The sequence below is a fragment of the Hyphobacterium sp. SN044 genome, from assembly GCF_021864465.1.
Taxonomy (GTDB): domain Bacteria; phylum Pseudomonadota; class Alphaproteobacteria; order Caulobacterales; family Maricaulaceae; genus Hyphobacterium.
Window position 1 is genome coordinate 24,568 of record NZ_JAKKUV010000012.1, and the last position, 21,381, is coordinate 45,948.

At 65.2% G+C, this 21,381-nt stretch carries 19 protein-coding genes; 7 read left to right on the plus strand and 12 right to left on the minus strand.

The features are described from left to right. The first annotated feature begins 219 nt into the window (after positions 1-219). From ppdK to L5876_RS13400, 3 genes are all read left to right on the plus strand, one after another. Positions 220-2,892 (plus strand): pyruvate, phosphate dikinase, encoded by a 2,673-nt coding sequence (gene ppdK / locus L5876_RS13390; protein ID WP_236956864.1) that lies wholly within the window; start codon positions 220-222, stop codon positions 2,890-2,892. A gap of 193 nt (positions 2,893-3,085) precedes the next feature. Continuing rightward, positions 3,086-3,844: a cell wall hydrolase gene (locus tag L5876_RS13395; RefSeq protein ID WP_236956865.1), complete on the plus strand. Its 759-nt coding sequence runs from the start codon at positions 3,086-3,088 to the stop codon at positions 3,842-3,844. Positions 3,845-3,976: 132 nt separating this feature from the next. After that, positions 3,977-5,458, plus strand: a complete 1,482-nt coding sequence (locus L5876_RS13400) for a hypothetical protein (protein WP_236956866.1) — start codon at positions 3,977-3,979, stop codon at positions 5,456-5,458. Here L5876_RS13400 and L5876_RS13405 read toward each other — a convergent pair. The 6 genes from L5876_RS13405 to L5876_RS13430 form a co-directional block, all read right to left on the minus strand. Then, positions 5,455-6,465, minus strand: a complete 1,011-nt coding sequence (locus tag L5876_RS13405) for an alpha/beta hydrolase family protein (RefSeq protein ID WP_236956867.1) — start codon at positions 6,463-6,465, stop codon at positions 5,455-5,457. The two genes, L5876_RS13400 and L5876_RS13405, sit on opposite strands and share 4 nt — an antisense overlap. 244 nt (positions 6,466-6,709) lie before the next feature. Further along, positions 6,710-7,558, minus strand: coding sequence for a carboxylating nicotinate-nucleotide diphosphorylase (gene nadC, locus L5876_RS13410; protein ID WP_236956868.1), 849 nt, complete (start codon positions 7,556-7,558; stop codon positions 6,710-6,712). After that, positions 7,555-9,078 carry an L-aspartate oxidase gene (locus L5876_RS13415; RefSeq protein WP_236956869.1) on the minus strand — a complete coding sequence of 508 codons (1,524 nt, stop codon included), beginning with the start codon at positions 9,076-9,078 and terminating at the stop codon, positions 7,555-7,557. The genes nadC and L5876_RS13415 overlap by 4 nt, the downstream gene beginning before the upstream one ends. Positions 9,079-9,089: 11 nt before the next feature. Continuing rightward, complete coding sequence (gene nadA, locus L5876_RS13420; protein WP_236956870.1) at positions 9,090-10,232, minus strand: quinolinate synthase NadA; 1,143 nt, start codon at positions 10,230-10,232, stop codon at positions 9,090-9,092. Positions 10,233-10,943: 711 nt separating this feature from the next. After that, entirely contained in the window at positions 10,944-11,909 is a 966-nt protein-coding gene (locus L5876_RS13425) for an NAD regulator (protein WP_236956871.1), read from the minus strand. Next, positions 11,906-12,547, minus strand: a complete 642-nt coding sequence (locus tag L5876_RS13430; protein ID WP_369281044.1) for an HD domain-containing protein — start codon at positions 12,545-12,547, stop codon at positions 11,906-11,908. Before L5876_RS13430 ends, L5876_RS13425 begins: the two co-directional genes overlap by 4 nt. 98 nt (positions 12,548-12,645) lie before the next feature. On the opposite strand from L5876_RS13430, the gene L5876_RS13435 reads away from it, so the two are divergent. Beyond that, entirely contained in the window at positions 12,646-13,485 is an 840-nt protein-coding gene (locus tag L5876_RS13435) for a universal stress protein (protein ID WP_236956873.1), read from the plus strand. A gap of 26 nt (positions 13,486-13,511) precedes the next feature. Next, the gene (locus L5876_RS13440) at positions 13,512-13,886 is read left to right on the plus strand and encodes a hypothetical protein (RefSeq protein ID WP_236956874.1); all 375 of its coding nucleotides are present in this window, start codon (positions 13,512-13,514) and stop codon (positions 13,884-13,886) included. Here the strand turns inward: L5876_RS13440 and L5876_RS13445 are convergent. From L5876_RS13445 to L5876_RS13470, 6 genes are all read right to left on the minus strand, one after another. Beyond that, entirely contained in the window at positions 13,883-14,929 is a 1,047-nt protein-coding gene (locus L5876_RS13445) for a hypothetical protein (RefSeq protein ID WP_236956875.1), read from the minus strand. The two genes, L5876_RS13440 and L5876_RS13445, sit on opposite strands and share 4 nt — an antisense overlap. 17 nt (positions 14,930-14,946) lie before the next feature. Beyond that, positions 14,947-16,062 (minus strand): beta-ketoacyl-ACP synthase III, encoded by a 1,116-nt coding sequence (locus L5876_RS13450; RefSeq protein ID WP_236956876.1) that lies wholly within the window; start codon positions 16,060-16,062, stop codon positions 14,947-14,949. Next, positions 16,059-17,183 (minus strand): beta-ketoacyl-ACP synthase III, encoded by a 1,125-nt coding sequence (locus L5876_RS13455; protein WP_236956877.1) that lies wholly within the window; start codon positions 17,181-17,183, stop codon positions 16,059-16,061. Before L5876_RS13455 ends, L5876_RS13450 begins: the two co-directional genes overlap by 4 nt. A gap of 93 nt (positions 17,184-17,276) precedes the next feature. After that, positions 17,277-17,483: a hypothetical protein gene (locus tag L5876_RS13460; protein WP_236956878.1), complete on the minus strand. Its 207-nt coding sequence runs from the start codon at positions 17,481-17,483 to the stop codon at positions 17,277-17,279. A 4-nt stretch (positions 17,484-17,487) separates the two neighbouring features. Then, the gene (locus tag L5876_RS13465) at positions 17,488-18,066 is read right to left on the minus strand and encodes a DNA-3-methyladenine glycosylase I (RefSeq protein WP_236956879.1); all 579 of its coding nucleotides are present in this window, start codon (positions 18,064-18,066) and stop codon (positions 17,488-17,490) included. A gap of 164 nt (positions 18,067-18,230) precedes the next feature. Further along, a complete protein-coding gene (locus tag L5876_RS13470; protein ID WP_236956880.1) occupies positions 18,231-19,016 on the minus strand; it encodes a folate-binding protein YgfZ in 786 nt (261 codons plus the stop codon). Between the two features lie 66 nt (positions 19,017-19,082). Here L5876_RS13470 and L5876_RS13475 point away from each other — a divergent pair, with 66 nt between their 5' ends. Both L5876_RS13475 and L5876_RS13480 read left to right on the plus strand, forming a co-directional pair. Beyond that, positions 19,083-20,045, plus strand: a complete 963-nt coding sequence (locus L5876_RS13475; RefSeq protein WP_236956881.1) for a glycosyltransferase family 9 protein — start codon at positions 19,083-19,085, stop codon at positions 20,043-20,045. Beyond that, the gene (locus L5876_RS13480) at positions 20,042-21,379 is read left to right on the plus strand and encodes a dihydroorotase (protein WP_236956882.1); all 1,338 of its coding nucleotides are present in this window, start codon (positions 20,042-20,044) and stop codon (positions 21,377-21,379) included. Before L5876_RS13475 ends, L5876_RS13480 begins: the two co-directional genes overlap by 4 nt. Positions 21,380-21,381: the final 2 nt, after the last annotated feature.

Consider the following 21,381-nt stretch of genomic DNA (forward strand, 5'->3'; position numbering starts at 1 on the left):
TACTTTCCCTCTCCGTTGAGGGAGAGGGTGGCCCGCTAGGCCCCCGCGAAGGCGGGGCAAGGGCCGGGTGAGGGGGTAGAAGGGCAGTTTTCCCTCCCCTTGTGGGGTGGGCCAGGGTGGGGTGAGACACCTTCGAATTCCCCCCACCCCAACCCTCCCCCGATGGGGGAGGGAGAGAGAATTCGGCTTCCTCCACGGAAGCAGAGAAGGAAGAAGAGCATGAGCGGCACCAAGTGGGTCTATGCGTTCGGCGGGGGTGACAGCGAGGGCGAGGCCTCGATGCGCGAACTCCTGGGGGGCAAGGGCGCGAACCTGGCCGAGATGGCCAAGCTGGGCCTGCCCGTGCCGCCGGGCTTCACGATCACGACGAGTGCCTGCAACGCCTATTACGACGGCGGCAAGCAATGGCCGGGCGGACTGAACGAACAGGTCGAGACCGCGCTGGCGAAGCTTGAAGGCGTGACCGGCAAGGCGTTCGGCGATCCGAAGAATCCGCTGCTCGTCTCGGTGCGCTCCGGTGCCCGCGCCTCGATGCCGGGCATGATGGATACGGTGCTCAATCTCGGGCTCAATGACGAGACCGCGGAAGGCTTGGCGCAGCTCTCCGGCGACCGCCGCTTCGCCTATGACAGCTATCGCCGCTTCATCCAGATGTATTCCGACGTCGTTCTGGACCTCGACCATTCGATGTTCGAGGAGATCCTGGAGACGTTCAAGGAAGAGAACGATTTCACGCTCGACACCGAATTGTCGGCCGAGGACTGGGAAGAGATCGTCCGCGATTACAAGGCCGCCGCCGCCAAGGCGCTGGGCCGCGACTTCCCGTCCGATCCGCGCGAACAGCTGTGGGGCGCGATCGGTGCGGTCTTCGCCAGCTGGATGAACGACCGGGCCAAGACCTATCGCCGCCTGCACGACATCCCGGCGAGCTGGGGCACGGCGGTGAACGTCCAGGCCATGGTGTTCGGGAATATGGGCGAGACAAGCGCCACCGGCGTTGCCTTCACCCGCGACCCGTCCACCGGCGAGAACGCCTTCTATGGCGAGTTTCTGGTCAATGCGCAGGGCGAGGACGTCGTTGCCGGCATCCGTACGCCGCAATGCCTGACCAAGGACATGCGCGAGAAGATGGGCGACAAGGCCCCCTCCATGCAGGAGGCGATGCCTGACAGCTATAACGAGCTGGCGGAAGTCTTCTCCAAGCTGGAGCGCCACTACCGCGACATGCAGGACATCGAGTTCACGGTCGAGCGCGGCCGGCTCTGGATGCTGCAGACCCGCAACGGCAAGCGCACCGCCAAGGCGGCGCTGAAGATTGCCGTCGACATGGCGAAGGAAGGCCTGATCACCGAGGACGAGGCGATCCTGCGCGTCGACCCCGCGCAACTCGATCAGCTGCTGCACCCGATGATCGACGAAAGCGCCCAGCGCGACGTGCTGGCCACCGGTCTGCCGGCGTCGCCGGGTGCGGCGGCGGGCGTCGTCGTGTTCGACAGCGACGAGGCCGAGGCCATGGCCGCGCACGGCGAGAAGGTCATTCTCGTCCGCATCGAGACCAGCCCGGAAGACATTCACGGCATGCACGCCGCGCAGGGCATCGTCACCGCGCGCGGCGGCATGACCAGCCACGCCGCCGTGGTGGCGCGCGGCATGGGCCGGCCCTGCGTTTCCGGCGCGGGGTCGATCAAGATCAACTATGCGGAAAAGTCCTTTACCGTCGGCGGACGCACGGTGAAGCAGGGCGATTTCATCACCATCGACGGTGCCACCGGCGAAGTGCTGAGCGGCGCGGTGCCGATGATCAAGCCGGAACTGACCGGCGATTTCGCGGCGCTGATGGTGTGGGCCGACAAGGCACGGCGCATGAAGGTGCGCACCAATGCCGAGACCCCGGCCGACGTCCAGACGGCGAAGGAATTCGGCGCGGAAGGCATCGGCCTTTGCCGCACCGAGCACATGTTCTTCGACGCCGACCGCATCGCGGCGGTGCGCGAGATGATCCTGTCGGAAGACCGGGCCGGTCGCGTCGCGGCACTGGCGAAAATCCTGCCGATGCAGCGCCAGGATTTCGAAGAGATCTTCACCATCATGGAAGAGCGGCCCTGCACGATCCGCCTGCTCGATCCGCCGCTGCACGAATTCCTGCCGCACACTGAAGAAGACGTGGACGCAGTGGCCAAGGCGACCGGCCTGTCGGCGAAAGCGCTGATGGAACGCGCCGCGGCGCTGGGCGAGACGAACCCGATGCTGGGGCATCGGGGTTGCCGTCTGGGGATCACCTTCCCGGAAATCTACGAGATGCAGGCCCGCGCGATCTTCGAGGCGCAGGTCAATGTCCAGAAGAAGACCGGCGTGCGTCCGGTCGCCGAAGTGATGATCCCGCTCGTGGCGATGGCGAAGGAATTGTCCATCCTGAAGGCCCGCATCGAAGGCATCGCCAAGGCGGTGGAGAAGGAAAGCGGCACCGCGCCGGTCTATACGGTCGGTACGATGATCGAACTGCCGCGCGCGGCGCTGCGCGCCGATGAAATCGCGATCGAGGCGGAATTCTTCTCGTTCGGCACCAACGACCTGACGCAGACCACGTTCGGCCTGTCGCGCGACGACGCCGGCAAATTCCTCGGCGACTACATCGAGGCCGGTATCTTCGAGAAAGACCCGTTCGTCACGCTCGACCAGTCCGGCGTGGGTGATCTGGTGCGGATTGCCGCGGAACGCGGCCGGTCCGCGCGGCCGGGGCTGAAGCTGGGGATTTGCGGCGAACATGGTGGCGATCCGGCTTCGATCGCCTTCTGCGATTCGGTCGGGCTCGACTATGTGTCCTGCTCGCCATACCGCGTGCCGATCGCGCGGCTTGCTGCAGCGCAATCTACCCTCAAGAATAGACGATAAAGTCTTGAATCGACTTGGGCTTGATTAAAGCGGCTTGCCAATTGCAAGGCAGTTACCCATATGCGGGCATCAGTCCCGCTTGACCATGCATTGAGGGTCATTTAGACGGGCCCGCTAATTTCATCATCTGTTCAGCGTCTCGTGGTAAATGCCACAGTAAGGTTGAACGGGTGATTCGACGGGACGGAGTTACATGACCGCCACGCCGATTTTGAAAAACCGGCCGCGACTGATCGCGGGCCTGAAGACCCTTGCGGTTTCGGTACTCGCTGCGAGCCTCGCAGCGATGTTTCCGCTCGCCGGTGTCCGTATCCAGCAGCAGGAAGATGCCGCCCACTGGCAGAATCTCGCCTCACGCTATCTCGAAGCCGAGGACGCGCTCGACTGGTCCGCGCCGGGCTCGCTGCAGCTCGCCGCGCTGCGTGTCGATGCCAATCCGGAAACCGGGGTGACGCGCGTCGCCTCGCGCCCGCTGGCCGAATTGCGCACCTTCGACCGCACGCATATCGAACGCGCCCGGCTGGAAGCCGAGCAGCTCGATTGCCTTGCGACCGCCGTCTATTACGAGGCGCGGGGCGAAGGCTTCGCCGGCCAGGTGGCGGTGGCGGAAGTGGTGATGAACCGGGTGGCCCACTCGGCCTATCCCGATACGGTCTGCGGTGTTGTGTATGAGGGTTCGACGCGCGCGTCGGGCTGTCAGTTCAGCTTCACCTGCGACGGTTCGATCAATCGGTCGCCGCGCGGCCGCGCCTGGCGCCGGGCTCAGCTCGTCGCCGAGCACGTGATGCTCGGTTTCGCACCGCCGGTTACGCGCAATGCCACGCACTACCATACGGTCGCGATCGACCCGCACTGGTCGAGCTCGCTCGTGCGCACCCGCACGATCGGCGAGCATATCTTCTATCGCTTCCCGAGCCGCCGCGAACGGGCGGAGATGGAACGCGATCTCTAAAGGCCGCGCACCTGAATAACGAACACGAACGCCGCCGGTTCCCCCGGCGGCGTTTTGCATTGCAGCGCAGGATTTTCGCCCGTGAGGCGCGAAATGCGTTAACCTCCTCCGACATCGTCCGGGGAGGTTGATATGCGCGCACTTGGTCTGATTGCGGCGGTCGCGCTGCTAGGAGGTTGCGGTGAACTGGGGGTCGGGGACGACCCTGAAGCCGCCGGTGCGGGACCAGACGGTCCTGCAGTCTTCACCGCCCCCGTAACGCAGACGACCAGATTTAGCGATCTCGCGCCCGGGCGCGACACGGGTTTCCGGCTCGACAGCGCGATCACCTCCGGACAGCGCCAGGCATACCAGGTCGTGATCACTCTGCCGGCGGCCTACGCGTTCAACGGGTTCACGGCGCTGGGTCCGGCAGGCACGCGGATTGGTGCCTATGGCTTCGAGTTCAATCCAAGTTCACCAGGACCTGACCGTCTGTTCCCGGTCTATTCGATCGACAGCGATAGTGCCTGGGTCGACACCAATCTCGACGGCAATACCAATCCGCTGAAGCCGACGATCGAGTATTCGCAGGACGGCAGCCAGAACCATGTCCTCACCATCACGCTGCCGCGTGGCGGCGACGGGCTGACGGGGTCGCAGACGGCCAGTTTCAGTTCCGACGTGATGGCCTTCCTGCGGACCGGTATTTTCTCGAACCCGGCCTCGGGCGGTGGAGTGCCCATCACTGTGGCGCTGACTTCGGTTGATCCCGACACCGGCGACGCGAACGACAATGCCGGAAGTCCGCCGGAAAGCTTTGCGGTCAACGACACTGTGACGATCGCGCAAACCCAGATCTCTGCCGCCGTTCTGCCGTCCAGCCGTTCGGTCACCTATGAACGGACGGCGACGGCATTTGCCACGATCGTCAACGGCGGCCAGGCGGTGGCGGAGAATTGCTCGATCTCGCTGCTCAATGCGATCAAGGTCGGATTCAGCTATCAGACGACAGATCCGAACACCAACGCACTGACCGGCACGATCAACACACCGGTCGATATACCGGCGGGCGGCAATCAGAGCTTCGTGATCGCGATCCGGCCGGAAGAGGAATTTTTCAACGCGCCCATTCCGTTCACGACCGAGCCGCTGGAATTCGTGTTCAGCTGTTCGACAGGTCAGGCGATCCAGCTTCCCGGCGTCAACCAGTTGCTGTTTTCGTCGGGCCCCGGACAGCCCGCCGATGTGATCGCCATAGCCGCGACGGCCACGAATGACGGCATCCTTCATCTCGGCTCGACCACCTCAGGCGGCGCAATCGGTGTCGCGTCGATGAATATCGGCACCGGCAGCCCGCTGACCATGCGTGCGACAGCCGCGAACGTCACGGTCCGGATGTGCGAAACCACCGGGAATGCGAATGGCGCCTGTCTGGCCGCGCCGGCCGCGACGCTGAACTTCACCCATGATCAGAACACCGTCCGCACCTTCACCGTGCTGGTGCGGGGGAGCGGTCAGGCCATCGCCAACGATCCGGCGCGCAACCGGATCCGGCTGGAATTCGTCGACGCGGGTGGTGTCGTGCGCGGATCGACCTCGGTCGCGGTGACGACGGCGAACGCCCCGACCTAGCCGGTCAGCGCCTTCGCCAGAACCGGCAGGCTGCGATCCATGCGGTAGTCGATACCGGAATGGTTGTCGGGGAATTCCTCATAGGTATGGGGCACGCCCATTTCGGTGAGGCGTTTCGTCATGCGCCGCGCGCCGTAGAGCAGGTTGTACTGGTCGACATCGCCGCACTCGATCCACAGCGCCTTGAGCTTCTTCAGTCCCTCTCCGTGCTCGTCGAGCATCTCCAGCGGATCCCACTTCATCCAGTTTGCCCAGCGTTCCTCGATGCGCTCGCACGTGTCCATGGTGACGGGGAGGCGGATGCCGAGAAATTCCTCCGGCGCGGGGTCGTAGGTCGCGGCCATGGCGAGGATCATCAGGGCGTGGATGTCCTTGCCGTCCGGCTTGTTCTCGTTCTCGAACTTCTCGATGAAGCGCTCGATCGAGCCGCCATGCTTGTCGATCCGCCGCAGCGTCTCGGCGAAGTCGGCCGCGAACATCAGTTCGAACCCCATGTCACCGGAATAGCAGGCCGTCGCCGACCAGAAGTCCGGGTGGAGCAGGGCGTGAACCATCGCCCCATAACCGCCCGAGGACTTGCCGAACAGGCCGCGCCTGCCGTCGCCGCCGCAGCCATAAGCTTTCTCGACCGCCGGCACGGCCTCCTGCAGCAGGAAGTCGTCCCAATTCCCCATCGCGGCGGAATTGACGTACTGGTTGCCGCCGAGGCGGGTGAAACAGTCCGGGAAGGCGCACACGACCGGCGGCATCTCGCCCGAGCCGATCAGCCGGTCGAGGCGTTCGGGGACGTTCTCGCCGAAATTCTTCCAGTTGGTGTGGGCGGGTCCGCCGGCGGTGAAGCCGACGATGTCGACGAGCAGCGGCAGGCCGGACCCGTCGGACCCGTGCGGGATGTAAACGTCGATGCGCCGCCGCGTCGGGGCGCCCAGAACGTTGTTGGCGACGGCCCTGCTGTCGACCCAGATCGTCTCCACCCGGCCTTCGGGATGGTCGTGGCGCTTTCTCATCTCGCTCTCCTCGCGTGTTCGCGGCGGAGGTTAGCGGGGTTTTCCGAGGGGTTCGAGGCGGTGAGTACAGGTCCGTCGGGAGTCTGAGAGCTTCATCCTTGACGCTCCCCGGTTTCGCGAAGCGAAGACCGGGGCCCAGATTGCAGGCTGCATGGATCCCGGACCGGCTGCGCCGTCCGGGAAACGTCAGTAATTATCTGAAATACTCGCGTTCCTCCCCTTGAAGGGGAGGGAAAGGACACTGTCAAACCGCGTCCAGCCCCAGATCGAAATTGGGAGCGGAATGGGTGAGAGCGCCGACCGAGATGATGTCGACACCGGTCTCGGCGATGGCGCGGACAGTCGTTAGATCGACGCCGCCAGAGGCTTCCAGCACCAGCTTGCCCTTCGCCTGCGAGACTGCGGCGCGCATGTCGTCGAGGCCGAAATTATCGAGGAGGACGACGTCCGCCCCGGCCTCGATGGCTTCGGCCAACTGATCCAGCCGGTCGATCTCGGTCGATATGCGGACCATGTGGCCGGCATGGGCGCGGGCCGCGCGGACCGCTGCGCCGACTCCGCCCGCCGCGGCGACGTGATTGTCCTTGATCAGGATGGCATCGGCGAGATTGAAACGGTGCGCCCCGCCGCCGCCCGCGCGGACGGCCTGGATCTCGAAGGCGCGCAGGCCGGGCGTGGTCTTGCGGGTGTGGACGATGCGCCCGCCCGTGCCTTCCACCGCCTTGACGAATTGCGCGGTCAGCGTCGCGATGCCGCTCATCCGGCCGAGGAAGTTCAGCGCCGTGCGCTCGGCGGTGAGGATGGGCTGGACGCGGCCTTCGACCGACAGGACGACGGAGCCCTTTTCCAGCGCCGCGCCGTCATCGAGACGGACATCGATTTCCAGATCGGGTCCGCAATGCCAGAAGGCTTCGAGCGCCGGTTCGAGACCGCACAGGACGCCGCTCTTGCGGGCGCGGAGTTCGTAGCGGCCTTCGGCATCTTCCGGCAGCGTTGAAAGCGAGGTGAGATCACCGCCGCCGCCGAGATCCTCGGCCAGCGCGCGGCGCACGGCATCTTCCACGATATGGCGGGGCAGGGGCGGAACCATCATGCGGGGCGGGCCTCGGTCGTGTTGGCGGGCGCATCGAGATCTTCAAGCGCCAGGCGCGTGTGGCGGGCGCTCTCGGCCTTCGCCGGGTAATCGAGCCGCCAGTGTGAACCGCGGCTTTCCTGCCGCCGGAGCGCGCCCGTGACCACGAAGCGCGCCGCCAGCAGCGGGTCGGCCTCGCCATAGCGCGCGGCCAGCCCGTCCAGAATGCCGCGGAGGCGTTCGAGACCCGCGCCCGTACGTTCGACGCCGCATTCCGCGCCCATGGCCTGTCTGAGGCGCGTCAGGGCGAGCGGCGGCAGGACGGGTGCCGCCTCGGCCCGCAGAGCGATGCGGTCGGGGCCGGGGTGCATGCGGATGGCATGCGCCACGCGCGCACCGAAGACGAGGCCTTCGGCGAGGGAATTGGAGGCCAGCCGGTTGGCGCCGTGCAGGCCGTTCGCGGCGCATTCGCCGACGGCCCACAGGCCGGGAAGGCTGGTTTCGCCGTCCATGCCGGTGAAGACGCCCCCCAAGTGATAATGCGCCGCCGGGGCGACCGGGATGGGTGTGGTGCGCGGATCGAGCCCGGACTCCGCACAGGCCGCGAAGACGGTCGGGAAGCGCTCCGGGAAGGTGTCGCCCACCGCGCCGCGCGCATCGAGGAAAGCCTTGCGGCCTGTCTGGCGGGCGCGGTGAACGGTGCGGGCAACGATGTCACGCGGTGCGAGGTCGAGCGCGTCGTGCACGCCGTCCATCAGTCGGCGGCCGTCACGGTCGATCAGGACGGCGCCAGCCCCGCGCAGCGCCTCGGTGGCGAGCGGGGCGGGGTCACGGCCGAGATCCATCGCGGTCGGGTGGAACTGGACGAATTCGGGGTCGGCGATTTCCGCGCCGATCCTCGCGGCCATGGCAATGGCCTGACCCAGCGCGCCCGCGGGGCTGGTCGAGACGTCCCACAGACCGCCCGCGCCGCCCATGGCGAGGACGGTGTCGTTCGCCTCGGCGGGCTCGGTTTGGCCGTCCGGGCCTTGCAAGAGCGCACCGGCGCAGCCGCCATCGCGCGACGGCAGCAGTGCCACGGCGCGCCAGCTCTCGCGGATCGTGATGTGGTCCGCCGCGCGCACCGCGCGTACCAGCACGTCCAGGATCGCCGCGCCGGCACGATCGCCGCTGACATGGGCGATGCGGGGGCGGGAATGGGCGGCCTCCAGGCCCTGGGTGAGGCGTCCCTTCGCGTCGGTATCGAAGGGCACGCCCAGCGCCCGCAGCGCCGCGACTTCCTCCGCGATGCCGGAGGCCAGCAGGCCCGCCGCCCGGACACAGGTCAGGCCGTCGCCGGCGGCGAGCGTGTCCTTCACGTGCAGGGCCGGGCTGTCGTCCTCGCCCAGTGCGGCGGCGATGCCGCCCTGCGCCCAGCCGGTCGCCGCACCGGACCCGAGCGGCGATCCCGTCACCAGCGTGACCGGGCGCGGTGCCAGCTTCAGCGCGGTCCAGAGACCGGCGATGCCAGCGCCGAGGATGAGAACGGGGCGGTCTGCCACCTTCGTTGCTCCTAAACCGTCACGAGTTCGATCGGGCCGGCCTCGCGGGCCGGATCGAAGCGGGCGGGTTTGTCAGGCTTCGGCAGGTCGAGCATGCGCTGCACCGACTGGCGAGCGCGTTCGGCGATGTTGGGATCGACCTCGACGGCGTAACGCTCGTATTTCAGCGCTTCGTAAATATTCCTGAGATTGATCCGCTTCATGTGCGGGCAGAGATTGCAGGGGCGGACGAATTTCGTCGCCGGGGCCTCCACCGCGACATTGTCGCTCATCGAGCACTCCGTGAGGAGGACGGCGGTCGCCGGCTTCTCGCGCTTCACATAGTCGGCCATCGCCGCGGTCGAGCCGGCGAAATCGGCGGCCTTGACCACGGCGGAGGGGCTTTCCGGGTGGGTCAGGATGATGACACCGGGATGGGCTTCGCGCAGCGCCGCGACATCTTCGGCGGTGAAGCGTTCATGCACTTCGCACGCCCCCTTCCAGGACAGGATGCGGACGCTGGTATTGGCCGCGACATTGCGCGCCAGATACTCGTCCGGGATCATGATGACGGTGTCGGAGCCCCATTCCTTGGCGGCCCATTCCACGACCTGGACCGCGTTCGAGGAGGTGCAGCACACATCGGCCTCGGCCTTCACGTCGGCGGAAGTGTTCACATAGGTGACGACCGGGACGCCGGGATATTTCGCCTTGATCAGTGCCACGTCGCGGCCGGTTATCGAGGAGGCGAGCGAGCAGCCCGCGCGCATGTCGGGGATCAGGACGGTCGTTTCCGGGGCGAGGATTTTCGCCGTCTCGGCCATGAAGTGGACCCCGGCCTGGACGATGATGTCGGCATCGGTCTTCGCCGCCATCTGGGCGAGGGCGAGGCTGTCGCCCATCAGATCGCCGACGCCGTGGAAGATTTCCGGCGTCATGTAGTTGTGGGCGAGGATGACGGCATTCTTCTGCCGCTTCAGCGTGTTGATCGCATGGATCAGCGGCGCGTGGGCGGGCCATTCCTCGGGCAGGATCACGTCCTTCACGCGGTCATAGATCGCGTCGGTCGCGCGCTTCACCTCGTCCGTATAGGGCAGATCTTCATTGTCATTGAAGGCGGTCGCCGGGGCGTCAAAGCCGTAGCCGCCACCATTGCCGGTCAGAATGCGTTCCATCTCTTCGCCTCCTTATGCTCATATTGAGCATTTATAGGGCCCGATGACAGGCGGCTGTGTCGTACAGCCGCCTTTTGCTCTTTCAGAGCCTAAGTAGGGTGAGCACCCGTCCGGGTCAATGCGCTTTCGTCGCTGCAGCGCAACATATGTGTCACGAATGGTCGCGCGGCCTGTTCGTCCGCCACACTGAACCGATGGATTCGAATAGCGTCGTGCTTGGCCTCGGGATATTGATGTTCCTGATCGTGATCAGCTGCTGCTCATATGTGGACGATTTAGAATGGCTCACTTGTCAAATCTATTTATATTCAATATATTAATTACAATAATATACATACCTTTAGTGCGTGAGCGCATTATAATTGAAAATTATAAAGGAAATAATTTCATTCGTACAAATCTATATTATAGAATTGCTATCGTTGTCGTTTCTTTATCATTACCATTCATGTTTTTAATTATTAATTATATTATTAATCAATCACTGTTTGAGTGGTCCGACTTTAGTTTGTTTAAATTATTCGCTTTTTTGTTGCCGCTATTTAGCTTCTTGGCGGTCTTTTTAATGGCACGAGCTTTACGCTAAGTTTGCTACGGTTGTCGCACTGAACGAAATAACTCTCGGTTAGCTATCGAAGTTGCGCGTCTGATGATTGGGAAGCTTTTCCACCATTGCAAGATGTTGCCCGACGCCTTGAATCCCCACGCCCATCACCCCTGATTGAGCCTCGGCGTTGCCAGGCCCGAGGCCGGGCCTTCGCGCAGGGCTTCGCGGCGGAAACGGAAGAGCTCGGCGGGGCGGCCGCCCGTGCGCGCTTCCATCCGCCCCGTGCCTTCGACGAAGCCGGAGCGGTCGAGCGCGCGGCGGAAATTCTGCTTGTGCAGCGGATAGCCGACAATGGCCTCGGTCACGCGCTGCAGGTGGGAGAGGGTGAAGCGTTCCGGCATGATCTCGAACACGACCGGGCGGTATTTCACCTTGGCGCGCAGGCGGCTGATCGCGGTCGCCAGAATGCGGCGGTGGTCGGACGCCATCGCTTCACCCATGCCGGCCGGCACGGCTTCGCGGTCGCCGCGGTCGCGGCGCGCTTCGGTCACTAGGCCGACCTCGTAGAGCAGCTCATAGCGGTCGAGGACGCGTTCCTCATTCCAGGTCATGCCGTCGAGGCCGAAGGCGATGCGGAGGCGGTCGCGGCGGGCCTCCCGCTTGCCGGGCGACCCGGCCTCATCCGCCCAGCGGCGCAGCGCCGGGGCAATGACGGCCGCGATGACGGCCGGCTCACCGATGCGCCAATCCTCCCACGGGAAGAAGCGGTACCAGTCGCGCCACACGCCGCCGCCTTCGGGCGGGTTGGAGGTGTCGGGCGTCAGGGCGAGATAGCCGATGGAGATGACGCGTGCGCCGTCCGTGCCGGTCAGTTCCGCCAGCGGCGCTTCGCGGCCCATATCGCCGAAGGTGTAGAGCTGTTCGACATAGCCGAGCTGAAACTGGGCCTGTTCGCTGACCCATTCGCGCAGGCCGATCTCGAACGTTCGGTGGGTCTTCGGATCGAACGGGCCGAAGGGCAAGGCGGGTGCGCCTTCGCCGCTCGGCACGGCCAGAAGCTGGGGCGCGTCCTCGTCCACCGCCACGATGACGGCGTTGAGGCCAACGATCAGCGCCCCGGACCCGATCATGCGCGTTTCCGTCTCGGCCTGGCGTCCGCCTCGACGTTGGCGAGCAGCGTCTCGAACCGAGCGACGAAGCGTTTCTGCGCCTCCTTCGGCGGGGCGGGGTCGATCGTGATGCCGAGGCCCGCAGGCGGCTTGCCGAAGAAGGCGTTGGACTCGGCCTCGGAGAAGCCCGCGATCTGGGTCGCCTCGAACCAGGCGCAGATATGATCGGCACGCTTGATCTTGCGCTTCACCTCGGCCGGCGTTTTCGCGGGCAGGCCGAAGCGGGCGTGGACGGCGTGCTCCAGCTTCTCCTCGAACAGCTTGTAGTCGATGCCCAGCGCCGCCTTGAACGGGCTGATCATGTCGCCGATCACGTATTCCGAGCTGTCGTGCAGCAGGGCGGCGAGACGCCATTTCGCCTCGAGATCGGGATAGAGAAATCCGGTGATGTGTTCGACCACCAGGCTGTGCTCGGCGACCGAGAAGGCATGGTCGCCGCGCGTCTGGCCATTCCAGCGCGCCACGCGGGCGAGGCCGTGGGCGATGTCGTCGATCTCGATGTCGAAGGGCGAGGGATTCAAGAGATCCAGCCTGCGTCCCGACAGCATCCTTTGCCAGGCTCGCGGCGTTTTGTCGGATGTCGGTCGCGTTCTCGGCATGTCAGTCTTATCCTGTAGCTCGACTCGGCTGGCGGGCGGCCTTTCCTAAGACCCGTGCCGCGAAGATCAAGCGCGCTGCCAACAGAAGGATCACTCCCATGGCCCGCGAACGCATCATGGTCACTTTGCAGGGTGACGAAAAGGACCGCCCCACCGTGGAGGCCGCTGCGCGCCTGGCGCGCGGGATCGGGGCGACACTGGACGGGCTCTTCGTCGAGCCGGACGCCTCGGCCTATCTGATGTGGACTGGGCCCGGCGTCGCCGCCGCGACGGTCATGGCCGGCGCGGTCGATTCGATCCGCGAGGAAAGCGACCGCTGCGCGGAAACGGCGAAACAGACCTTTTCGGGCGTGCTCGCCGGTTTCGACAGCCTGGCGGCGGACGGCCGCTTCTACCGGGTTTCCGGCACGGTGTCCGAGGTGGCGGTCGAAGCGCGGCTGGCCCGCTATGTCGTGACCGATCCCCAATCGATGGCTGGAAACGGCCCGCTCGCCGATTTCGTGACGGCGGTGCTGATCGACGAGCAGGTACCGGTGATCGCGGCGCGCGCCGGCATGATGCCGCCGGAAACCATCCACATCGCCTGGGACGGGTCGAAGGAAGCGGCCCGCGCCGCGGTGGGAGCCGCCCCGCTCATCGCCAATGCCAAGCGCGTCATGGTGCTGCAGTCTGACAAGGGGCTCGACTATTCGGATCGCCGCAGCGCCCCGCCGGAACGCCTGATCGACTGGCTGGCCGATCTCGGCTGCCGGGCCGGGACGATCGATATCGACGACGCGGACAATGTCGGCGAAGCGATTCTCGATTCGTCGAAAGGCGCGGACCTGATTGTCGCCGGCGCTTATGGCCATTCGCGCTTGCGCGAATTCGTCTTCGGGGGCGTCACTCGGTCGCTCTTTCAGGCCGTTGACGGACCGTCGCTTCTTGCGGCTCACTGAACCAACAGAAAAACAGGAGACTCCTCATGGGCCTCATGCGTGTCACGCTACGACTGGGTCGTAATCCCGATGCCGGCTTTCCCGATGGCGACGACCATCAGGGCTATGTGATCGTCGCGCCGCTCGACAAGGACGGGCGTCTCGATCTCGGCCTGTGGCGGGAGAACAAGGAGACATGCACCGTGCTGCGCTTCGACCCCGATCCGGACGAGCGCGCTGACGGCTGGCTGAGCCATCGCGGAAACAACTGGTATTTCCGCTATGACGAGGAAGACGAGGGCCCGGACGAGCCGGTCTACAAGCTCGGCGATCACACGCTGAAGCTCGGCGAATACCTCACCATCCACGAAGCCGATGGCGACGATCTGACCTACAAGATCACCGAGGTCACCGCGGTCTAGAAGCTCCGGTCGTCAGCGACCACGGCCAGCCTGGTGCCGTCGTCGCTGACCGCCATGCGCGTCACGTTGGTGATCATCGCGCCGCGGAAATCCGCGACCGGCGCCCACTCCGTGCCGGCGGTGCGCGAGTAGAGCGTGCCTTCGTCACTCGACAGATAGACGAGCGTGCCGTCCGCCCTGCGATGGGCTGCGAAATCCTGGCTCATGCCCGGCAGGGTGAAGAGCATTTCAGTCTCGCCCGAGTCGAAATCATAGCGGTTGAGCGCCCAGCCTTCTTCCTCGTTCCCGGTGGTGAAAAGCGCCGCCGCGCCGCCCGGCTCGGCGTTGAGCGCCCGGCCGATCCCGTCGGCGACGATCTGTGTCTCGCCGCTGGCGACGTCCGCCACCTGCAGCGTGAAGGTCTCGCCCAGGACGAAGAGGGCGACCTGCGACCGGTCGGCGTTGAAGGCGTAATAGCCGATCGTCGTCAGATCGAGGACGGGCTGCGGGTCCGACCCGTTGGCGTTGGCGTGGACGAGATGCTGCGTCGATCCGTCGGCCAGTTGCCGCACAAAATAGAGGCCGGATGTGGCGCCATAATTGCGCGGCGAATATTCGCCCGAATCCGGCGTCGAGGTGATCTGCTGGCTATTGCCGGACGTGGCGATATGGATGCGAATATCCGTCAGACCGCCATCGGATTCCGAGGAATAGAAGAAGTCGTGACCGTTCGGCAGGAAGGCCGGCTGGTTGTCGTAGCCGGGGTGGTTCGTGGCGTTGCGCATGTTGGTGACGGCCGGGACCGCGCCGGTCCAAGCCAGGTCGGCGAGAAAGATATCGGTCGTCGGCAGCATCGCCTCGGCCGCGTCATCGGGTTCGGCGGCTTCGTCCGCACCCTCGCCCTCGGCCGGCGTCACGTCCGGCAGCTGGGTCGCGACCTCGTCGGCCACTTCACTGGCGGCGCTGGTGAGTTCCTCGTCGACGGGGACCTGGTTCTCCGGCGAGCAGGCCATAAGAAGCGCGGCACTCGCCGCCGAAATCATCAGGGTGAGCGTCCGCGTCATCGCATGTCTCCGAAGGGTCAGCGTTTCTGGATCACGGCCGCGCCGCAGCCATAGCCTGCACCGAATGCGCACATCAGTCCACGTTCGCCCGGCTTCATGTCGTTGCTGTTGAGGTCGAATGTCATCAGCACGCTGGACGAAGAGGTGTTGCCGTATTCGTCGAGGATGATCGGCGCGGCATCGGCATCGGGTTCGCGCTCGAGGACGCGTTTGGCGACCATCTGGACGATGCGGATATTGGCCTGGTGCAACCAGGCGCGGCGCACATCGGCGGGTTTCAGCCCGAGATCGGCGATCAGGGCAGACCCCACGCCGGAGGCCATCGGAATGACGTCGCGGAAGACGCGGTGGCCGTCCTGGTCGACGAAGGGTTCGAAATTGTCGCCTTCCTCGAACTCGGTGTGATTGAGGAAGCCGAAGTCGGACCGCAGCGCGTTGGAATACGCATTCTCCAGCCGCGTACCGAGCACTTCCCAGCCGCCGGCTTCGCGGTCGCCGCGCTCAAGCAGCACGGCGGCGGAGGCGTCGCCGAAGATGAAATGCACTTCGCGGCGGCGGTAGTGATTGATCGCGCTCATGATTTCCGGGCAGCAGATCAGGATCGCGTCGGCCGAACCGGAGCGGATCATGTCGCGCGCCAGCTGCATGCCGTAGATCGCCGAGGCGCAGGCCATCGTCATGTCAAAGGAGAAGCCGTTGATGCCGAGCGCGGACTGGATCTCGGTCGCGACGGCCGGAAAATTCCGCTGCTGCGCGGAGGAAGCGACGATCACGCCGTCGACGTCCGCTGCCGTACGATTGGCCTTTGCCAGCGCCTTCCTCGCCGAGAGGAGGGCGAATTCGGCCTGCACCGACATCTCCTCCTTCGGGCGGTGGGGCAGGCGGGGGCGCATCCGGTTCAGATCCATCAGGCCCGGCTTGTCGATGACGTGCCGGTTCCTGATGCCCGAGGCCGAGACGATGAAGTCCTCACTCGACAGCGGCTTGGGTTCCGCTTCGCCGCGCGCGATCGCGTCGGCATTTTCCGCATTCCAGCCCTCGGCCCAGGTGTTGAACACCTTCACGAGCTCGGCGTTTGAAATGCTCTCTTCAGGGGCGTGCCAGCCCACCGAACGGATGACGCAGTCCCTCACGCGGCAATCCTTCTTTCGACAAAAATCGATCCGACCGAGTATCCGGCCCCGAAGGAACAGATCAATCCCTTCTCCCCGGATTCGAAATCATCGTTGTGGCGATGGAAGCAGACGACCGAGCCTGCGCCCGCCGTGTTGGCGAACTCGTCGAGAATGGTCGGCGCCTCGGCGTCCGCGTATTCGCGGCCGAAGACTTTCTGCGCGATGACGCGGTTCATGTTGGAATTCGCCTGGTGCAGCCACAGGCGCTTCATGTCGTCGGGCTTCAGGCCGCAATCGCCCATGTGCTGCAGGATCATCTCCGCCACCATCGGGCAGACTTCCTTGAAGACGCGGCGGCCATTCTGGACGAACAGCATCTCGTCCTCGTCGCGCGCCGGTTCCTCGCAGCGATTGAGGAAGCCCTGATTGGAGCGGATATTGTTCGAATACTGGGTCTTCAGCCGGGTGGAGAGGATTTTCCAGCCCGGATTGCCCCAGTCGGCCCGCTCCAGAATCACGGCCACGGCGACATCGCCGAAGATGAAGTGGCTGTCGCGGTCGGTGTAGTTCAGCTGCGGCGTGGTGATCTCGGGCGTCACGACGACGATCCGGTTGGCCTGACCGCAGCGGATCGCGTTCACCGCCTGCTGCAGCGCGAAGGTCGCCGAGGAACACGCGACGCTCATGTCGAAGCCGAAACCGGTCGCGCCGATCGCGTCCTGGATCTCGATCGCGACGCACGGATAGGTGCGCTGCATCGAGGTGGCCGAGCAGATCACGCCGTCGACGTCGCTGCCGTCCAGCCCGACACGGTCCAACGCGTCCTTCACCGCCACCACGCCGGCTTCCGCCATCAGGCAGAGTGCGTCGTCGGGGCGGGGTTCGACCTTCGGACGCAGGCGGCTGGCGTCGAGAATGCCGTCCGGATCGATCGCGTAGCGCGATTTGATTCCCGAGGCCTTTTCGATGAATTCGACGGAGGAGGGCTGTTTCGCCTCGCGCTCGCCGCGTTCGATTTCGCCCGCATGCTCCTCGTTCCAGCGCGCCGCATAGGTGTTGTAGCTCTCCACGAGCTGCGCGTTGGAAATGGAATGGGGCGGTGTCCACAATCCCGTGGACCGGATGATCACGTCGCTCATGAAGACAGCGCCTCGCGCAACAATGTGAAGACTTCGTTGCAGCGCGTTATGGCGCGGACCGCCGCATTTGTCAGTTCCGCGGTGTAGCAGACGCTAGTTCGGATCGGCGATGCGCCGGTCGCCGCGGCCTTCCTGGTCCTCGCACACCCAGTCGCCGGGACCGGCCGGATCGTGCGAATTGCCCATGCGGCATTCGTCCCGCGACATCTGGCGCGCCTCGCCCGGTTCGGCCGGGTCGAGATCGAGTGTGGAACAGGCTGACAGAGCCAGCGGCAGGGCAAGAAGAAAAGCGCGTTTCATCGAACTACCTCGCAAGGGCACGGACCGGATCGTGGCGCGGGCAGGTGACGAGGTGATCGTTCACCAGCCCGGTGGCCTGCATGAAAGCATAGACGATGACCGGGCCGCAAAACCGGAATCCGCGATTCTTCAGATCCTTCGACATCCGCTCGCTGAGCGGTGTCGAGGCGGGAACATCACGCAGGGTCCCGAAACGGTTCTGAATGGGGCTGCCGTCGACATAGCCCCAGAGGTAGTCCGCGAAATTCTCGCCGCGCTCGCGCATGTCGAGATAGAGTTTCGCATTGCCGATCGCGGCCTTGATCTTCGACCGTGATCGGATGATGCCGGGATTGCCGAGCAGGCGTTCGATATCGGCCTCGCCATAGCGGGCGATGATCTCCGGATCGAAGCCGTCGAAGGCCTCGCGCATGGTCTCGCGCTTCCTGAGAATGGTGATCCAGGCGAGGCCGGCCTGGAAGCCGTCGAGGATCAGCTTCTCCCACAACGCCCGGGCATCGTATTCCGGCACGCCCCATTCGGTGTCGTGATAGGCGGCGTAAAGCGGGTCGTCATCGGGCGCCCAGGGGCAGCGGGTCAGCATGGCGGAATCTCCTCCGCCTCCGGTCTAGCGCGCGGCGGTGAGCGTGGCGACCCGATGTTTGCTGCTGCCTTGCTCACGTTTCCCGGACGCGCGCAGCGCGATCCGGGACCCAATCAATCGTGATAGCTGGACCCCGGTCTTACCGGGGAGCGTCGGATTATTGTTTACACACCTGCCGGCAAAACCACCTTTGCCTTCAAACCACCTGACTCCACCTCTCGCGCGTCGTCCAGGCGATCGAGGCGCAGGATGGCGAGAGCATGAGCGCCCGCCGAAGACGTGATCGTGCCAAGCGCGGTGTCGCCGAGCGTCACGTCCGTTCCGGCCGCAGGAGCCGTAGCTTCGAAATCGAGTCGAACAGTCCGCTTGCGGATCGTGCCGCGCCGCTTCATGCGCGACACGACTTCCTGACCCACGAAACACCCCTTCTTCCATCCGATCCCGCCATAAAGGTCGAGATTGACGTCGGTCGGAAAGACGTCGGCCTCGCCATAATCCCGGGCGAAGGCCGGGACACCGGCCGCGATCTCGGCCTCTGCCTGAGAAGCGTCTCCCGCTCGCCATCCAGCCGTTTCGGCGCGCGGCCGGATACCGCGTTTGGGCAGGGCGGCGCTCCGCGGATCGGGCGTGCCTTCGCCGGCGATGATGGCGAGATCCTCGCTGACGCGGACTTCGGCCCTTGCGCGCAGCTTGTACATCGACAGGCGTTTCGCGAAAGCGTCGGCCGCGGCGGCGGGCAGTTCGATCAGGACGCCGTCCGGGCGGCCATGGATGAGGAAATCCACGATGATCTTGCCTTGCGGAGTCAGCAGGGCGCCAGCACGCATTTCGCCGTCACTGATGTCCGCAATCGGACAGGTCACGACGCGTTGCAGGAAGTCGCGCGCTTCCTCGCCGGTAACGGCGATGGCGGCACGATCGGTCAGGCGGGCAGGGGAATCAGAGTTCATGGCCCAGCATATGGCCACGCCTTGCGCGCTGGCCAAGACTCACCGGCTCGGCTATTCCGCTTTTCCATGCAGCGCATCCTGTTCATCACCTCCACGCGCATCGGCGACGCCGTCATCAACTCCGGCGTGCTCGATCATCTGGTTCGCACCAATCCGGATGCGAAATTCACCATCGCCTGCGGACCGCTGGCGGTTCCGATTCTGGAAAACACGCCGGGGCTGGAGCGCCTGATCATCATCCACAAGAAGCCCGCCGGCATGCACTGGCCGGGCCTGTGGCGGCGCGTGGCCGGGACGAAGTGGGACAGGGTGGTGGACATGCGCGGGTCGGCGATCGCCTATCTCCTGCGCGCCGGGGAACGCAATGTCGCGGGCCGCTATCCCTATCCGGACAACAAGGTGCGCGAGGCCGCCAGCGTGATCCGCGCCGAACCGCCGCCCGCACCGAAGATTTACGTGCCGGCGGACGCCCATTCCCGCGCGCTCGGCCATTTGCCGGCCGGGCGGCAGATGCTGGCGATCTGCCCGTCGGCCAGCTGGCCATTCAAGATGTGGCCCGCCGACCGGTTCGCGGAGCTGGTGAAGCGCCTCGTCGGGCACGGCGGACCGATGGCCGGCGCTGCAGTGCATATCTTCGGCGGGCCGGGTGATGAGGAACACGCGCAGCCGATCCTGCGCGTCCTGCCTGATGCCGGCGTCGTGGACTTTACCAACAAGCTGCACCTGATGGACGTGGCGGCGCTGCTCGGCCGGGCGCGCCTGTTCGTTGGCAATGATAGCGGCGTGATGCATATCGCCGCCGCGATGGGTGCGCCGACGCTGGGGCTGTTCGGCCCGTCGGACGAGCGGCGCTACGGCCCGTGGGGCGAGAATTGCGCGAGCGTGCGCGGTCCGCGCGGTTTCGAGGAAGTCCGTGAACTCGCGACTTCGAAGGATTTTCGGGCCAATCCCGAAAGCCTGCTTCTCGATCTGTCGACCGATGCAGTCTATGAAGCGGCATGCCGGCTGCTGGAGCGGACGAGTTCATGACCCAGACCTATGACCTGATCATCAAGGGCGGCGAGGTGGTGAACCACGCCGGCCGCGGACGCGCCGATGTCGGCGTGATCAATGGAAAGATCGCGAAGATCGGCGATCTCGGTACCGCCAGTGCGGGCGAGACGGTCGACGCCGCGGGACTGCACGTCCTGCCGGGCGTGATCGACAGCCAGGTGCATTTCCGGGAACCGGGGCTGGAATGGAAGGAAGACCTCGAAACCGGGTCGCGCTGCGCGGTTCTGGGCGGGGTCACCGCCGTGTTCGAGATGCCGAACACCAATCCCACGACCTCCGATCCGGACACGCTGCTCGACAAGCTGAAGCGCGCCGAGCGGATGCATTGCGATCATGCCTTCTATGCCGGGGCGACGAACGAGAATGCCGACATCCTGCCCGTGATGGAGCGGATGACCGGCTGTTGCGGCGTAAAGGTTTTCATGGGCGCTTCGACTGGCGATCTGCTGGTCAAGGACGATGCGGGCGTCGAGCGCGTCCTGAAGGCGATCAAGCGCCGCGCCGCTTTCCACAGCGAAGACGAATACCGCCTCGAGGAGCGCCGCAAGCTGGCGGTCGATGGCGACTGGACGAGCCACGAGATCGTGCGCGACGCCGAGGCGGCGATCATGTCAACGCGGCGGCTGGTGCGCCTCGCGCGCAAGACCGGCAAGCGGATCCACGTGCTGCACATCTCGACGGCGGAGGAAGTCGACTTCCTGCAGTCGCACCGCGATATCGCCAGCTGCGAGGTGACGCCGCAGCACCTGACGCTGGAATCGCCGGACTGCTACGATCGGCTGAAGGCCTACGCCCAGATGAACCCGCCGATCCGAGGGGCAAAACATCGCCTGGCGCTGTGGCGCGGGCTCGATCAGGGCCTGTTTGACGTGCTCGGCTCCGACCACGCGCCGCACACGAAGGAGGAAAAGGCCCGGCCCTATCCGCAGAGTCCATCCGGCATGCCGGGCGTGCAGACGCTGGTGCCGGTCATGCTGAACCATGTCGCCGAAGGCCGGCTGTCTCTGGAACGCTTCGTCGATCTGACGAGCCATGGCGCACAGCGGATTTTCGGCATTGCGGGCAAGGGGCGCATGGCGACGGGCTGGGACGCTGACTTCACCCTCGTCGACCTCAAGGCGAAGCGCACGATCACCAATGATTGGAATGCCTCGAAATGCGGCTGGACGCCCTTCGCCGGGATGGACGTAACCGGCTGGCCGATGGCGACGATCATCCGCGGCCGCACCGTGATGCGCGATGACGAGATCGTCGCGCCCTCCACCGGCAAGCCGGTCCATTTCATGGAAACCCTGCCCGAGGAGGCGTAGCC

What these genes read in the sequence shown, in the direction of transcription:
- ppdK (WP_236956864.1), top strand. Translation starts at nt 220, where the DNA reads ATGAGCGGCACCAAGTGGGTCTATGCGTTCGGCGGGGGTGACAGCGAG.
- L5876_RS13395 (WP_236956865.1), top strand. Translation starts at nt 3,086, where the DNA reads ATGACCGCCACGCCGATTTTGAAAAACCGGCCGCGACTGATCGCGGGC.
- L5876_RS13400 (WP_236956866.1), top strand. Translation starts at nt 3,977, where the DNA reads ATGCGCGCACTTGGTCTGATTGCGGCGGTCGCGCTGCTAGGAGGTTGC.
- L5876_RS13405 (WP_236956867.1), bottom strand. Translation starts at nt 6,465, where the DNA reads ATGAGAAAGCGCCACGACCATCCCGAAGGCCGGGTGGAGACGATCTGG.
- nadC (WP_236956868.1), bottom strand. Translation starts at nt 7,558, where the DNA reads ATGATGGTTCCGCCCCTGCCCCGCCATATCGTGGAAGATGCCGTGCGC.
- nadA (WP_236956870.1), bottom strand. Translation starts at nt 10,232, where the DNA reads ATGGAACGCATTCTGACCGGCAATGGTGGCGGCTACGGCTTTGACGCC.
- L5876_RS13425 (WP_236956871.1), bottom strand. Translation starts at nt 11,909, where the DNA reads ATGATCGGGTCCGGGGCGCTGATCGTTGGCCTCAACGCCGTCATCGTG.
- L5876_RS13430 (WP_369281044.1), bottom strand. Translation starts at nt 12,547, where the DNA reads ATGCCGAGAACGCGACCGACATCCGACAAAACGCCGCGAGCCTGGCAA.
- L5876_RS13435 (WP_236956873.1), top strand. Translation starts at nt 12,646, where the DNA reads ATGGCCCGCGAACGCATCATGGTCACTTTGCAGGGTGACGAAAAGGAC.
- L5876_RS13440 (WP_236956874.1), top strand. Translation starts at nt 13,512, where the DNA reads ATGGGCCTCATGCGTGTCACGCTACGACTGGGTCGTAATCCCGATGCC.
- L5876_RS13445 (WP_236956875.1), bottom strand. Translation starts at nt 14,929, where the DNA reads ATGACGCGGACGCTCACCCTGATGATTTCGGCGGCGAGTGCCGCGCTT.
- L5876_RS13455 (WP_236956877.1), bottom strand. Translation starts at nt 17,183, where the DNA reads ATGAGCGACGTGATCATCCGGTCCACGGGATTGTGGACACCGCCCCAT.
- L5876_RS13460 (WP_236956878.1), bottom strand. Translation starts at nt 17,483, where the DNA reads ATGAAACGCGCTTTTCTTCTTGCCCTGCCGCTGGCTCTGTCAGCCTGT.
- L5876_RS13465 (WP_236956879.1), bottom strand. Translation starts at nt 18,066, where the DNA reads ATGCTGACCCGCTGCCCCTGGGCGCCCGATGACGACCCGCTTTACGCC.
- L5876_RS13470 (WP_236956880.1), bottom strand. Translation starts at nt 19,016, where the DNA reads ATGAACTCTGATTCCCCTGCCCGCCTGACCGATCGTGCCGCCATCGCC.
- L5876_RS13475 (WP_236956881.1), top strand. Translation starts at nt 19,083, where the DNA reads ATGCAGCGCATCCTGTTCATCACCTCCACGCGCATCGGCGACGCCGTC.
- L5876_RS13480 (WP_236956882.1), top strand. Translation starts at nt 20,042, where the DNA reads ATGACCCAGACCTATGACCTGATCATCAAGGGCGGCGAGGTGGTGAAC.